Raw genomic sequence first — 14,932 nt, 5'->3', positions numbered from 1 at the left:
CTAAGGGATCCACTCCAGGCCAAAGCCAAAGCTGGATTCCTGTGCCAAGGTCGAGTTGCGCAAGCTATAGCGAGCAGAAAGGCGAAAGGAAGGGCTGATGGCGTAGGCAGCGGTGATCTCCGCCAGGGTGGCTTGTCCTTTTTCCTGGGGGGCAACCCAACTGTAGCTGCCGGTCAAATCTGCTGCTTCGGGCGCCAGGGCCAAAACGGCAAAAGCCCCATAGCTAACTCCGCTGAGGCTGTGGTTTTTCTGTTCCAAAGCTCGATATCCCAGTTGGGGGGCCAGGTTCAAGCGGGATCCCATGGGGGCCAGAAAGTAGCGCATCTCCGACCCGTACTGGCGCACTTCTGGATGTTCGGAAGATTGTCGATAGTCGCCGCTGAGGGTGAGGCGATCGGCCAGGCGCAAGTCCTGCAGGCTGATTCGCCAGTGAGAGGAGGACTCGAAACCGGCCTGCAGGCGGGTGGGCAGGACGGGGGTATTGCGGATTTCTTCCAGGAGATTGGGTGGATTTTGCAGCCAGCGGCGCAGCACCGGGCTATTTTCCAGAACTTGGCCCTCCAGCCCCAAATCCAAAGCGGCTGAGAGCGGGGCCGGCACAGGATCTGGAAGACTTGCTTGCGTCGAATTGGCCCAAACTGGCCACCCTGGCGTCAGCTCGGCCCCGAGGAGCAACAGACCCAAGCAAAGCCCTTTGCCAGATCGCTCCACCAACTGCAACCCTCGCCTATCCCGTTTTTAACTCTAGCTGCTTCGAGAGGGATCCTCCACAGAAAACGGGACAGCGGAGAACCGGGGGCGGCTCAATGACAACGGAAAACCTAGCTCTTTCGGCTGTGGGCAACAACCCGCAGGCGCTCGGCTAACTTTTGCAGTTGCCGCTCAAATTGTAGATTCTCTCGCTGCAACTGGCGAACTTTTTCACAGCTATAGAGAACGGTGGTGTGGTCTTTCCCGCCAAAATAATCGCCAATTTTGGGCAAGCTGAGATGGGTGTAGTGGCGCATCAGGAACATAGCAATTTGCCGCGCTTGGCTGATGTCGCGCTTGCGGGAGGATCCCAATAAGCTCTCCCGGTCAACGCCAAACTCTTCACAGATGACTTCGATAATTATATCGGCGGTGATCTCTTTCGGCTCGCTGGGCGGATTGAGGATGGGTTGAATGGTCTCCACGCTCATCGGCAGGCCAGAAATGGAGACGTAGGCGACGGCGCGGATGAGGGCGCCTTCCAGCTCGCGAATGTTGCTGGTGTAGGTGGTGGCAATGTATTCGATCACCTCAGGTGGTAGATTCATCCCCTCGTACTCGGCTTTTTTCTTAAGGATGGCCATGCGGGTCTCGATATCCGGCGATTGAATTTCTGCAATCAAGCCCATCGAAAACCGAGAACAGAGCCGCTCCTGCAGACGAGGGATCAGGTGAGGGGAGCGGTCGGCAGCCAGCACGATCTGTTTACCCGATTCGTGCAGCGTATTAAAGGTGTGGAAAAACTCCTCTTGGGTGTACTCTTTGCCTTCGATAAATTGAATGTCGTCCACCAATAAAATATCCACATCTCGATAGTGCTCCCGGAAAGACTGCATGCTGTCTCGCCGGATGGCATCGATTAAATCGTTGGTAAAGCGCTCGGTGGACACGTAAAAGACCTTCGCCTGCGGATTCGCCTCCAGTTGGTAGTGGCCGATGGCCTGCATGAGGTGGGTTTTGCCCAGCCCTACTCCGCCGCAGAGAAACAGCGGGTTGTAGGCGCGCCCAGGCTTGTCGGCTACGGCCAGAGCTGCAGCATGGGCCATGCGGTTGTTGGGGCCAACCACAAACCGTGAGAAGGAATACTTGGGGTTGAGATCCGGCGCTCGCATCGGCAGGCTGCCGCCGACTTCCAGCCCTAGAGTGGGGGAGGCAGGTAAGCTGCCGGCTCTGGGCAATGTTGGGGAAATGGCTTTTGCAGGGGGTTCTTCCTCAACCAAAGCGTGGGGGGAAACCGAAAACTCCACCTGTAAAGGGATCCCGGCCACCCGCTGCACCACCTCGGTGATGGTGGAGGCGTAGTGCTTTTGCAGCCAACCCCGCGCCCATTCGCTGGGAGTCGAGATGGTGAGGCGGTTGTCCACCAACGACTCAGGCCGCGCCGTCTTGATCCAAGCCTCAAAAGTTGGACGGCTGAGCTGTACCTGTAGATGCCCCAGAGCTTCATTCCAGAGCTGATCCAGGGAGATATCCACACCACACACCCAGAGCGACACAGCAAAAGCCCAAGAGGAACAGCAGCCTCTGCTCCCTCGACAGTGGCTTTAGGATTCCCAATTTAGCTGCTCGGCGTGGGCTGGCCAATCTAGCTATTTTCCGTTGAGTCTGCTATAATTATTCGCCCCAGGCTGAATTTCGCTCTGGTCGGCTCTGGCAAGTGATGTTGGCTTCATAGGTTGGCTTCTCACCATGACTCAGCGTACCCTTCGCGGCACCAATCGCAGACGCATTCGCGTCTCTGGGTTTCGGGCCAGAATGCGCACAGCAACCGGGCGGCAGGTCTTGCGGCGGCGGCGGGCCAAGGGGCGTTATCGCCTGGCTGTTTCTTGAGGCGCGATCCGGCTTTAAGGGCAGGGCCCTTTGTTTAGTTCAGGGTGGGATCCGCCACCATGCTGCCTGCTCCTTATCGCTTGCGGGATCGGCGAGCTTTCCAGGCGCTTTACCAAGCGGGGCAGCGTCGTTCCGGTGCGGGCTTGACCCTTCTGTTTCAGCCGATGCCCCCAGGGTGTGAAGGGATCCCCAGCCAGGTGGGGTTGGCAGTTAGCAAAAAAGTGAGCAAATCGGCGGTACGGCGGAACCGGCTGCGGCGTCGCCTGCGGGAGGCCATACGGCCTCTCTGTCCAAACCTAAAGCCTGGCTACCAGTTGCTGCTCATCCCCAAGCCCAACCTGCTCACCTACAAGTGGCCAGAGCTACAGGCAGAGGTGCATCGTCTTTTGCAAAAGGCCGATCTGCTCGTCGATCCAAGCCCAGATCCTGGGCCTTCTTAGAGGCTGGGCAGGCTGCACTACCCGTGCTAGCCTGGTGCCATCATCTGCTGCTGGTTGCACCAGATATGGGGTGGGATGTACATCAAGCGGATCGAGCTGACCCGATTTAAGTCGTTTGGCAGCACGACCTCGCTGCCCCTGTTGCCGGGTTTTACGGTCATCTCCGGCCCCAACGGCTCCGGCAAGTCTAACATCCTGGATGGGATCCTATTTGCGCTGGGGCTGTCTTCCTCACGGGGGATGCGGGCAGAGAGGCTTTCGGATCTGGTGCATTCCGGCAGCCTCAACAGCAACCGGCGGGTGGAGACCCACGTTTCCGTCACCTTCGATCTGGGGCCGGGAGAAGATGGCCAGCCCAGAGAATGGAAAGTCAGCCGTCGGCTGCGGGTCAGCCCCGGCAAGGGGGAGGATCCCGACTCCCTGCCCTACACCAGCACCTTCTACATCAACGATGTGCCCTGCACCCTGAGCGAGCTGCACGAGCAACTGGAGGCGATGCACATCTACCCCAACGGCTACAACGTTGTCTTGCAGGGGGATGTTACCAGCATCATCTCCATGAACTCCAAGGAGCGGCGGCAGATCCTCGACGAATTGGCGGGGGTGGCCACCTTCGACCGCAAGATCGCCCAGGCCAACGCCAAGCTGGAGGGGGTGCGAGAACAAATTGAGCGCTTCCGGCTCATCGAGCAGGAATGGCAAGCCCAAAGAGAGCGGCTGCTCAAGGAGAGCGAAAAGGCGCAGCAGTACCAGCAACTGCGGCTGCAGTGGCAAACGCTGGAGCAGCAGCAACAGGTGTTGCTCTGGCGGCATTTGCAAGCCCAAGTGGAAGCAACCCAGGCAGCCATTCGTCAGCTTTTGGCAGCTCAGGAGCAAGCCACTGCTCAGGTGCAGACCTTGAGCGAGCAGTTGCAGCAGGCCGAAGCCGCCCTGAGCGAGCTGCAAAGCCGCATCCACGCCCTGGGGGAGGAAGAATACCTGCACCTGCAGGCCCAGATCGCTGCCGCCGAAGTGCAACGGCAACAGCTCAGCCAACAGATCGCAGCCTGGCAGCAGGAAATCGAGCAAGCGCAGCGCCTGCAGCAGGAGCGCCAAACCCAACAGCAGCACCTGCAGACAGAGCTGGAACACCTGCAAAGCCAACAGGAGCAACTGGCCCAAGCCCAGGGATCCCTGCAAGCCCAGGTGCAGAAAGCCCGAATCAGCCTGGAGCAAAGCCGCGAACAACTGCGGGCCCTGGCCCAATCTGCCGAGGCCTGGGTCAAGCAGCAGCGCTACCTCACCCGCCACCTCGAAGAGATCCGCGCCGAACAGGAGCCTCTGCAGCAGGAGCAAATTCGCCTGCAAGAGCGACAACGGCAACTGGAACGGCAAAGCCAGGAGACCCAGGCGGAGATCGCCCAGATCGAGACGTGGCTGGGATCCCACCTGGCCCTCACCGCCGAGCTGGAACAGGCCTGCCGGCAGTCGGAAGCCCAGGTGCAGGCCCTGGCCCAAGAGCTGGCGCAACTGCAATCCAACCTGGAGCTGGATCGCGCCACCCACGAGCGGCTGGCCGCCGAGTTCCACGCCAAGCAGCGGCAACTGGACAAATGGGAGACCCGCCGCCAAGTGCTGCAAGAATCCCAGGGATCCCGCGCCACCCAGGCCATCCTGAGCGCCCGCCTGCCGGGGGTTTTGGGATTGGTGGCCCAGTTGGGGCAGGTGGATCCCCAGTATCAACTGGCGCTGGAGATCGCGGCAGGCAACCGACTGCACTTTGTGGTGGTGGAAGATGACAGCGTCGCCGTCAGCGCCATCAACCTCTTAAAGCGGGAAAAACTGGGGCGCGCCACCTTTTTGCCTCTGAACAAGCTGCCGCCCGCCCGCCCGCCCGCCCCCCTCAACTTAAACGGTCTGATCGACTACGCCATTCGTTTGGTGCACTTTGAAGAGCGCTACCGAGATGTTTTTGGCTTTGTGCTCGGATCCACCCTGGTTTTCCAGAGCCTGGAGTTGGCCCGGCCCTACATCGGCCAGCACCGCATGGTCACCCTGGAAGGGGAGCTGCTGGAAACCTCAGGGGCCATCAGCGGCGGCACCAGCCCGCAGCGACAGGGGATCCATTTTTCTGCCGGCGAACACTCGGAAGGGGAAGCCCTGCGCGCCCGCCTGGCCGATCTGGAAGCGCTGCTGGCCGCCCTCACCCCTCGCCTAAAAGCCGCCCAAGCCCGCGAAAAACAACTGGCCCAGACCCTGCTCCTGGCCCGCCAGGATGCCCTGCAAGCCCGGCAATATCTGGAGCGACACCAGGCCGATTGCCAAAACCAGCAGGCCCGCCTGCAACACCTACAGGGATCCCTGACGCAATGGCAAAGCGAAAGCCACCAGATCCAGCAGCGGCTGCACCAGATTCAACTCCGCTGGGATCCCTTGCAACAGCGCCTGGCCGCCCTCACCCTCAAGCTCAGCCAACTGGAGGGATCCCCGGTCAACCAGCACTGGCAGCAACTGCAGCAGACAGTGCAGCAGCAGGAGAGCCACCTGGCGGAGCTGCAACACCACCTGGCCCACCTAGAGCGACAGCAACAGGAGAACCTCAGCCAGCAACACCTGAAGCAGGCCCAGATCCAGCACCACCAGGAGCGCCTGCAAGAGGGCGAACGGCGTCAGGCCCAACTTCAAGAGCAAATCGCCCAGGCCCAGGCCACTCTCGCCCAAATCCAGCAGCACATTGCCGAGCAACGGCAACAGATGGGCCAGATTGAAGCCCGCCTCGCCCACCTGCGCCAAGAGCGAGAGCGGCAGGAATTTCAACTGCGCGCCCAACAGCAGCAGCTCCAACGCCTGGAATGGGAACGCTACAACGCCCTCACCCAACAGCAAGAAAAAGAGGCCATCCTGGCCCAACTGCAAACCCAACTGCAAGCTGCGGCCCAAGCGCTGCCGCATCCCCTTCCCCCCTTGCCCCCCCACCTGACCCTAGACGAGCTGCAGCAGCAAAAACGCAAAATCGAAGAGCAATTGCGATCCCTGGAGCCGGTGAACATGTTGGCCATCGCCGAATACGAACAGACCCAAGCCCGCCTAGGGGATCTCAGCGCCAAACTGGCAACCCTGCACCAAGAGCGCACCGAATTGCTGCTGCGCATCGAGAACTTTTCTACTCTGCGCCGCCAAGCGTTTTTGGATGCCTTCCATGCCATCAACAGCCATTTCCAGACCATCTTTGCCCAGCTTTCCGAGGGCGAGGGCTACTTGGAATTGGAAAACCCAGAGGATCCTTTGGCTGGGGGTCTGACCCTGGTGGCCCGCCCCAAAGGCAAGCCGGTGCGTCGTCTCAGCGCCATGTCGGGCGGAGAAAAATCCTTGACGGCCCTCAGCTTTATTTTTGCGTTGCAACGGTTTCGCCCCTCCAGCTTTTATGCCTTTGACGAAGTGGACATGTTTTTGGATGGGGCCAACGTGGAAAAGTTGGCCGACATGATCTGGCAGCAATCCCGCCAGGCACAATTTTTGGTGGTCAGCCTGCGCCGCCCCATGCTCGAAAAAGCCGAGCGCACCATCGGGGTGACCCAGGCTCGCGGCGCCTACACCCAAGTAATTGGCCTGGTCAACCCCACCGCTCACGTCGGCTAAAGCAGCCAGCAGGCGGCCATCGCGGCGAGATCCCATCTCGCTCGCTATCCAGACAAAAGCGTAGATTCCAAAAACTCCGCAGGGCAAACCGGGAGATTTTGGTGATTTTGCAGGGCCCCAAGGCGGAGTTATGAGCTGCGCGCCAAGACCCACTCCACCAGCGTGCGCACCCCATAGCCGGTGGCCCCTTTGTTGTTGTAGCCTGCATCCTTCTCTGTCCAAACGGGGCCTGCTATATCCAGGTGGGCCCAAGGAGTTTTCTCCACAAACTGCTTCAGGAACAGGGCGGCGGTGATGGATCCCCCTGAGCGGGGGCCGGTGTTTTTCATGTCGGCCACAATCGAGCTGAGGCCCTCGAAATAGCCCTCCTCCATCGGCATTCGCCAGATTTTTTCTCCTGAGAGGTTGGCAGCTTGCTGCAGCTCCTGGGCCAGCGTCTCATCTTGGGTGAACAATCCGGCAATTTCTTCCCCCAGGGCAACCACACAGGCACCGGTCAGGGTAGCCAGGTCGAGAATGGCATCGACGCCCAGCTTTTCTGCAAATACCAGTGCATCTGCCAGGGTAAGGCGACCTTCTGCGTCGGTGTTGTTAACCTCGATGGTCTTTTGGTTGGAAGCGGTGAGGATATCCCCCGGATGGATGGCATGGCCGCTGATCATGTTTTCCGTGGCGGCGACAATGAAGTGCAGCTCCGCTTGAGGCTTGAGGGCGGCCAAGGCCCGCGCAGCCCCCAAAACCGCCGCTGCTCCCCCCATATCGGTTTTCATCATGGCGATGCTGCGGGAGTCGGTTTTGATGTTTAATCCACCCGAATCGAAGGTCAGACCCTTGCCCACCAGTGCCAATTTGGTGACGGGATCCCCTTGTGCCGGCTTGTAGGTGAGGTGGATGAACCGGGGCGGCAGATCAGAGGCTTTGGCCACACCCAGAAAGGCCCCCATCCCCAGAGCTTCACATTCTTCCTGCCCCAAGATCTCCGCCTCTAGACCGTATTCCTGAGCCAGTTGGCGGGCCGTATCGGCCAGGGCCAGAGGAGTAACGATGTTGGCGGGGGCAGCCACCAATTCCCGAGCCAAGATCGTCCCTGCAGCCATTTCAGTAGCCCGCTGCAGCGCGGCTTCGTAATCGGGGCGAGCCTGGGCCAACCCCGGCACCAAGAGGGTTACCTCCTGCACAGAAAAGCTGTTTTCCTCTTCCTGTTTGGCTGAAGATTTAAATCGATTGTCCCGGTGCGCCACCAATAGGCAGGCTTCGGCCACCGCCTGAACCACACGTACCCGATCCAACCCCGTCTCCGGCAAAGACAGCATCACCCGCTTGGCTTTTAAGCCATGAGCCTGGCGCAGGCCGTTGGCTGTGGCCCGTCGTAGGGCTTCTAGCGTCAGGGCAGCGGGATCCCCCAGCCCCACCAGCACCAGTTTGCGGAGCTCTCCGGTCAGGCGCAGGGCAACACTGCTGTTCGGCTTGCCCTGAAACCCTTGCTCCTGTACTGTTTCCGCCACCAGACCCGACCACACCTTTTCATCCCAAGAGGCGATCTCAGGGGGCAGAGGTAGGCGGCCATTTCCGCCAGAAGCCGCAAAGCAGTAGACCAGGGCACATTCCCCTTGAGTGAGTGGTGGCTCGCTGAGATGAAGCTGCATGAAAAACCCTTCGGTTACGCCGTTCACAAGCGATCCTCAGTCTATCCAATTTCACCGGCTCCCGGGATGGGGGTCTAGTGGGCGGGCCGGAAGATCCCGAAGCAAGAGGTGTAGCCGTGCAAAAAGGTGGATCCCCCAACTGGGCCGATCTCGCCGTTGCAAAAGAAGCCCCCCAGGGGTAGCTCCCCCAGCAATTCCCGAAACCGTTGCGAGTCAAAGTCGGGGGTGCCGTACAGCCCCTTGCCTCGTCCCAGACAGGAGAACATCAACGCCCCACAGGGCTCCGGCCTTGGTTGCGAGGGGCCCTCTGAGGAGTAGCTTTGCTGTAGGTTGCGCTCGGCACGATAGCGGCTGAGGGCCCACTGCAGATCTTCCGCCGAAGTCTGGGCATCGCGCAGATGAAATTGCACCGTTTGGCCGGGGCGCACCCGATCCCCGATGGCCATTGCCCCCAGCCGTGGATCGATGCCCAGGATCACGCGAATGAGAAAATCTCCCGGCGTCGGCTCGGATTTGAACTCGTCCATCAGCAGGCCGATAAAGAGAGCTTGGCGGGCCAAGCGTTGATCCGATGGGCTGAGCCGTTCGGCCAAATCCTGTAAGACCGCCAAAGGAGGACGCCCCTCTAAGCCGAGGATCACATTCCCCTCCGCTTCGGTGACGCGCAAGGGATCCCCGATGGGGCGACACCCCTGGGCCACTACGGCTTCCAGCACCACGTTGCCGGAAAGGGCCAACCCCACTGTGCCTACCCGATACAGCTCCCGCCGGGGTGTGGGGGTACGCGCATCCAGCAAGAACAGAGCATTGCCGCGCGGGCCGCGGCCGCCACTGGCCAATCCCCCCACCTTGACCGCCCCTGGATAGGCAAAATCCAACCCTTGCAGCAGCTCGGAGATGCGGGAGGAAAACCCATCCGCCAAGAGCAAAAAGTGCGGCTGGGTCTGCGGCGCAACTCCCACCAGATCGATCCACGCCGAAGGGGGTGCATCCAAGTCCGGCAATTGCTCCCCTTGCAAATAAAAAGGGCGCAAGGCTACATCCGGCAGCACCGCCAAAGACAGGGACAGGGCCGGCCCATCCTCAATTTCATGCCCCCCACCCACGATACCGCCGCCGGAGCAGCCGATCAAAACGTCCACCTCCAACAGCTCCGACAACAGGGGCAGCACGCGAATGTACTCGCTGGCAAAGGCCGCCGACACAAACAAAACCCCCAAGTTGGGCCGCAGAGGCTGAGAGGGGACATACCCGGTGAGCAGCCCCGGCAAGCTGCCGGATCCCACCGCCTGCACCTGTCGCGTCAGGGCGCTCTTCAGTTGGGCTGCCTGCAGCTTAGCCTTGGCTTCCTCCACCACCTGCCGCAGAGCCGCTTCCAGAGAAGGGAGCTGGGAGAGCGCGTTCACCCACTGCATCGGCGTGTTCCTACGGTCTGGAGTTTGCTTTTTTAGGCTAGCAATTTATGCCCGAACTGGTTGTTCGACCCAGGTTCTTTGGGGATAGGATCAGGGCAGATAGGGGCGGGGATCCACAGGTGCACCCCCGCCGGGGCGGACTTCAAAGTGCAGGTGCGGCCCTGTGCTGCGGCCCGTATTGCCCCGGCTCATGATCGTCTGCCCCTGCTGCACATACTGGCCCTGGGATACGTAGATCTGGTGGCCGTGGGCGTAGCGGGTAACGATCCCGTTGGGATGGCGAATATCCACGCGGTTGCCGTAGCCATCCCCGGCGTTGCCGGCAAAAATGACCTCCCCCTCCTGAACGGCTACAATGGGGGATCCCACCGGGCCGGGAATATCGACCCCCGCATGGAAGCGACCGCGACGGTAGCCAAAGCCGGAGGTGATTTGCCCGGCAACCGGCCAGATGAAGCCACTGCTGCGGGCCCGGGGAGGAGCTGGCGGCGCTGGCCGAGCTTGGGTCTGTCTCTGGGCTTGTCGGGCGGGGGCCGGGCGGGGGGGCTGCGTGCCCGGTGCCGGAATCGTCAGGCGTTGGCCAATGCGTAGCCAGTGGGGATTGCGCAGGTTGTTGGCCTCGATAATCGACCGCTGCGTTACCCCATAGCGAGCGGCGATCCGCTCGATGGTGTCACCGGCTCCCACCGTGTGGGTCAGGGAGCCACCGGCCAAGAGGGCCTGCCGTTCTTGCTGCATCTGCTGGGCCCGGCGCTGCTGCTCGGCCTGTAATCGAGCTTGCTCCTCGGCTTGGCGTTGGGCTTCCTCTTCCTGGCGGCGGCGCTCTTCCGCTTCGCGGGCCTTCTGGGCGGCGATCCTCTCCTTCTCGCGCCGGATCAGCTCGCCCACATCGCCGGGGATGAGTAGCCGCTGGCCGATGCGCAGATATTCAGGCCGATCCAGGGGGGTTGCCTCGATGATCCGCTGCTGCGGAACTTGGTAGCGGTTGGCAATGTCTTCCAGGGTATCTCCTGGCTGGACGGTGTAGATCAATCCCGGCTGGCTGGGGATCAGCAACTTCTGCCCCGGCTGCAGTGGCGTGCTGGCCTGCATACCATTGGAGACGGCGATAGCGGCGGCGTCGAGCTGGTACATCTGGGTCAGATGCCAGAGGGTTTCTCCCGGCTGCACCTCATGCTCGAGAATGCCTCGAGGCCCTTCCCCGGTTGGGATCTGGCCGGCCTCGAAGGCTTGCCGCAGTTGGGCTTTTTTTTGCTCGTAGTTCTGCTGCAGGGCGCCGGACAGCGTGTGCACCGAGGGCGGAATCGGCTCCGCCACCTGGGATCCCCAAGGGTGGCGATGCAGTTGTCGCTGCTGTAGGGTAGCGACCCCAGCCAAGCCCAGCATCAGCAGAAGGCTGGTGGCCCAAGCCGGATAACCCCGCCGCGCCGGCGCTGAATCCCCAGGCTCTGGCTGAGCTGTCTCAGCCTCGGTTGAGCGCCTGGCCGGCTGCAAATCCGCCATCTGCTCTGCCAAAGCTTCTGTGCAGGGATCCGCCTCCAGCTTCAGAAGCCACACCAGGCCCGTTAAGCTGAGAGAGAGGGCCAAACCGGCCCACCGGAGCCTCAAGGGGGCGGCAGGATCCCTGTCCCAGCCTTCATAGGCAGAAGGATCCTGAAGCGTTGGGATCTCGGGCGGAGAAAGGGGGCTCACGGCAGCACCCCTGTGCTCCAGCTCTCCCTGGCGGGGAGTTGAGAACGTCAATTTTGGGGGCATCCTCACACCAACAGGCTGACACTAGAGTGCAAGAGAAGAAGATGTCAAAATGAGGGGCACAGACCCCTTGTTATCCAACCCCACTGCGGTGGCTCAAGCCGAAGTGAAGTTGGATCATGAACAGGTTGGTTCGCACTCAGGTTAGGGTACCGTAGTTAACAAATCTAGACAAGCCTTTGCAGGTAATTTCGGCTAAAACGCTTACCCCACAATGATTTCAGCCCTTGGCCCGTTGAGATTTTGTCCAGCCTTATCCGATTCAGGGCAAAGTGTGCCACCTTACTTTTTTGAAAGATAGAGCCCACCTTGCTGTAGCTGAAACTACAAACTGGGGATATCAATGGACTTGGTTGTCTACAACACATTAACCCGCCGCAAGGAAGTGTTTCAGCCACTGGCAGCAGGGGGATCTGGGTTCATTTCTGCCGATCCTTCTCAGGGATCCGCCGAGGCGGCTGCTGGGGAGAAGCCCCTGGTGCGGATGTACGTCTGCGGCGTCACGGTTTACGATCTCTGCCACCTCGGCCATGCGCGCACCTATGTGGTCTGGGACATGGTGCGTCGTTACCTGGAGTGGCGGGGCTACCGGGTGAAGTATGTGCAGAACTTTACCGATGTGGACGACAAGATCCTCAAGCGGGCCCTAGAGCGGGGCGAATCGATGCAGGCGGTGGCGGAACGCTTCATCGCCGAGTATTTCCAGGATATGGATCGCCTCAACATCAAGCGGGCCGATCTCTACCCCAGGGCAACCCGATCGCTGCGGGCGATGTTCGAGCTGATCCAATCGCTGGAGCTCAAGGGCTTTGCCTACCGGGTACGGGATCCCCTTGCCCGTCAGGCGGAGATCCCTGCTTACGATGTCTACTACGCCGTCCGTAAATTCCCGGACTACGGCCAGCTCTCCGGTCGCAAGCTAGAGGAGCTGGAGGCAGGGGCCAGTGGCCGGGTGGGGGAGGAAGGGGCTGGCAAACAGGATCCCTTCGATTTTGCTCTTTGGAAGGCGGCTCCCCCTTCCGAGCCGGGGTTTGAGTCCCCTTGGGGTTGGGGACGTCCGGGCTGGCACATCGAATGCTCGGCTATGGTGCGAGAGACTCTGGGGGATCACATCGACATTCACGCCGGCGGAGCGGATCTCATTTTTCCCCACCACGAGAACGAGCTGGCCCAATCGGAGCCGATTACCGGCAAGCCGCTGGCCAAGTACTGGCTGCACAACGGCTTTGTCAACATCAACGGCCAGAAGATGTCCAAATCTTTGGGCAACTTCACCACCCTACGCCAGGCGCTTGCCGTCTATCACCCCATGGCCCTGCGGCTGTTCCTGCTCCAGACCCATTACCGCAGCCCGATTGACCTCACCGAGCCGGCGATGCAGGCGGCCAGCCACGGCTGGGAAACCCTCCAAAAAGGGATCCACTGCGCCCAGCAGTTTTGCCAGACGGCATCTCCCGATTGCGAGGCGATGCAAGCCTTTCAGGCGGCCATGGACGATGATTTTGGCACCCCTGGGGCGCTGGCCCTTGCTTTTGAGCTGGCCAAAGAACTGATCCGTGAGCACAACCTCTTGACCCACCAGGGCCACACCCACCTGCAGCCGCAGGTGCTGAGGCAGAAGAGCGCCGCCCTGCTGGAGATCCTGACCACGCTGGGCTTCTGCTGGCCCCAGCCTGCCACCGCCCAGGGATCTGAGAAAGCCGTCGCCAATGGGGAACTGGCCAAGCTTCCACCCCTCGAAGAAAAGCAGATCGAGGAGCTGGTGGCCCAACGCACGGCAGCCCGCAGGGCGAAAAACTTTGCCGAGGCGGATCGAATCCGGGAGCAGTTAAAGGCCCTGGGGATCACCCTCATCGACCAAAAAGACGGCACCACCCGTTGGCTGCGGGAGTAGGGGTTGCCCATCACGAAGGGATCCCTAGGCCGGAAACGGCCTGGCGGTAGAACTGGCGCATCTCGGCAAACCACTCCACTCGCGAGGGATCCCAGGTGTAGAACATGTGGCCGCCGCGGTAGTGGCGCAAGAGAAGGTTGGCCTTGAGGCGGGGATCCAGCTTCATCAAGTCCACCAGGTGGTCGGAGGCAAAGTAAGGGGTGACCAGGTCGTAGAAGCCGTGGTGAATGCCCACCCGCAGGTGGGGATTGAGGGCCATGCTGCTGCGCAGCTCGTCCATGGCGCCAATAAACCCTTGCTTGAGTTCCCCTTTGGGGGTAAACCGCCAGGACTTGAACACCTCTAAGTTCAGGAGGTGGTAGGTCAAGTCTGTGTCCACCTGGAGGGTCTCCCGCAGGTGGCTGTTGATGGCGGCGGTAAAGAGGCGATCCACCCCATCCAAGGTGGGATCGGATCCCTCGAAGGTAGGCCGATCCGGAAAGGGATCCACCGTGGTGACGGAAGCATCGTACAGCCCCAGCACCAGCCGCTGGGAGCGCAACAGCTCGCGGGCAAAGCTGGCCGGGTCGATCCGACCGCCTTTGTGGGCCACATACTCAGGTGAGAGTCCGATCCCTGCCGCCATCTCTGTGTAGATGGCCTGCCGCTCTGCCTCTGGCATCGCCTCCCCCATGGCCAAAAGAGGCAACAGCCGCTGGCGGGCAAAGCCTTCTGCTTTGGGCAGCAAGATCTGCAAATCCTCCCCCCAGCCACACCGCCCGTGATAGGCTGCCGTGGCTACATAGGAGGGGAACAGGGTTGCCCAGGTGCTGAGGTTGTAATCGGTGGTCTCCAGCAGCCCGAACTCGATGGCCGGCGAGATGAGAATCGCTCCTGACAGGCCCACCCCAAACTTGGCTTGCAGCTCCTTGGCCAGCCGCGCCACCCGAAATCCCCCGTAGCTCTCACCGGCAATGAAAATGGGAGAGAGCCAGCGCTTATACCGCGAGAGGAAGCCCTGGATAAACTCGCCCAAAGATTGCAAATCCCGCTCCACGTCCCAGAAGGGTGCTTCTTTGGGGGGCTCCTCCTCCTTCTCCTCCGGCTGAGTGGGCTTGGCCGCCGGATCGGATTTTTCCTGAGAACTTTTGGCGTCTTGAGACTCCTTGGGCAGGGCGCGGCTAAAGCCTGTCCCCACCGGATCGACGAAGACCAAATCAGAAAACAGCAGCCAACTTTCGGCGTTATCCACCAGTTGCACCGGCGAGGGCGGCAGGCTGCCGTTGGGCCCAAAGCAAATCCGTCTCGGCCCCAGGGATCCCATGTGCAAATAGGCAGAGGCGGCCCCCGGCCCGCCGTTGAAAACAAAAGTCAGCGGGCGGTGCGGGGAGTCAGAATCCTGCCTCAGATAAGCGACGTGAAAGATCTCGGCCACCGGCTTTTCTCGGCGGAAGAGCGTCTGCCAGCCAGCCACCGCCCTGTAGGGGAAGGACTCCCCCCCGGCGTTGAACGTGTGCTCTGTGGTGTGCAAGACAGGAGTGGACTTAGATTCTGCAGGCATAGAGACACGGGAGCTGCAACTTGCCTATCCAGTAAATCACAAGTTGC

At 60.9% G+C, this 14,932-nt stretch carries 10 protein-coding genes; 4 read left to right on the top strand and 6 right to left on the bottom strand.

What is annotated here, in order from left to right; translation table 11 throughout:
* Together NW853_RS13240 and dnaA are read right to left on the bottom strand one after the other, a co-directional pair.
* Positions 1–600 (bottom strand): hypothetical protein, encoded by a 600-nt coding sequence (locus NW853_RS13240; RefSeq protein WP_414334701.1) that lies wholly within the window; start codon positions 598–600, stop codon positions 1–3.
* Between the two features lie 221 nt (positions 601–821).
* Positions 822–2,225, bottom strand: coding sequence for a chromosomal replication initiator protein DnaA (dnaA, locus tag NW853_RS13235; protein ID WP_414349254.1), 1,404 nt, complete (start codon positions 2,223–2,225; stop codon positions 822–824).
* 214 nt (positions 2,226–2,439) lie between these two features.
* On the opposite strand from dnaA, the gene rpmH reads away from it, so the two are divergent.
* The 3 genes from rpmH to smc all read left to right on the top strand — a co-directional run bounded on the left by rpmH (position 2,440) and on the right by smc (position 6,638).
* Positions 2,440–2,580 (top strand): 50S ribosomal protein L34, encoded by a 141-nt coding sequence (gene rpmH, locus NW853_RS13230; RefSeq protein ID WP_011434477.1) that lies wholly within the window; start codon positions 2,440–2,442, stop codon positions 2,578–2,580.
* Positions 2,581–2,639: 59 nt separating this feature from the next.
* Positions 2,640–3,020, top strand: a complete 381-nt coding sequence (gene rnpA / locus NW853_RS13225) for a ribonuclease P protein component (protein ID WP_414334703.1) — start codon at positions 2,640–2,642, stop codon at positions 3,018–3,020.
* Between the two features lie 75 nt (positions 3,021–3,095).
* Complete coding sequence (gene smc, locus NW853_RS13220) at positions 3,096–6,638, top strand: chromosome segregation protein SMC (RefSeq protein WP_414349252.1); 3,543 nt, start codon at positions 3,096–3,098, stop codon at positions 6,636–6,638.
* A 128-nt stretch (positions 6,639–6,766) separates the two neighbouring features.
* Here smc and NW853_RS13215 read toward each other — a convergent pair whose 3' ends face one another.
* The 3 genes from NW853_RS13215 to NW853_RS13205 form a co-directional block, all read right to left on the bottom strand.
* A complete protein-coding gene (locus NW853_RS13215; RefSeq protein WP_414334711.1) occupies positions 6,767–8,284 on the bottom strand; it encodes a leucyl aminopeptidase in 1,518 nt (505 codons plus the stop codon).
* A gap of 74 nt (positions 8,285–8,358) precedes the next feature.
* Positions 8,359–9,699, bottom strand: a complete 1,341-nt coding sequence (locus tag NW853_RS13210; protein WP_414334705.1) for an FIST N-terminal domain-containing protein — start codon at positions 9,697–9,699, stop codon at positions 8,359–8,361.
* 90 nt (positions 9,700–9,789) lie between these two features.
* Positions 9,790–11,391 carry a LysM peptidoglycan-binding domain-containing protein gene (locus tag NW853_RS13205; RefSeq protein WP_414334706.1) on the bottom strand — a complete coding sequence of 534 codons (1,602 nt, stop codon included), beginning with the start codon at positions 11,389–11,391 and terminating at the stop codon, positions 9,790–9,792.
* A gap of 403 nt (positions 11,392–11,794) precedes the next feature.
* Here NW853_RS13205 and cysS point away from each other — a divergent pair, with 403 nt between their 5' ends.
* Positions 11,795–13,345, top strand: a complete 1,551-nt coding sequence (gene cysS / locus NW853_RS13200) for a cysteine--tRNA ligase (protein ID WP_414334707.1) — start codon at positions 11,795–11,797, stop codon at positions 13,343–13,345.
* 10 nt (positions 13,346–13,355) lie between these two features.
* On the opposite strand, the gene NW853_RS13195 is transcribed toward cysS, so the two are convergent.
* Positions 13,356–14,885, bottom strand: coding sequence for a S10 family peptidase (locus tag NW853_RS13195; protein ID WP_414334708.1), 1,530 nt, complete (start codon positions 14,883–14,885; stop codon positions 13,356–13,358).
* Positions 14,886–14,932 lie beyond the last annotated feature (47 nt).

Origin of the sequence: Synechococcus sp. H55.11, from assembly GCF_047462475.1 — a bacterium.
Taxonomy (GTDB): Bacteria; Cyanobacteriota; Cyanobacteriia; order Thermostichales; family Thermostichaceae; genus Thermostichus.
This window is presented reverse-complemented; position numbering and strand designations above follow the sequence as displayed.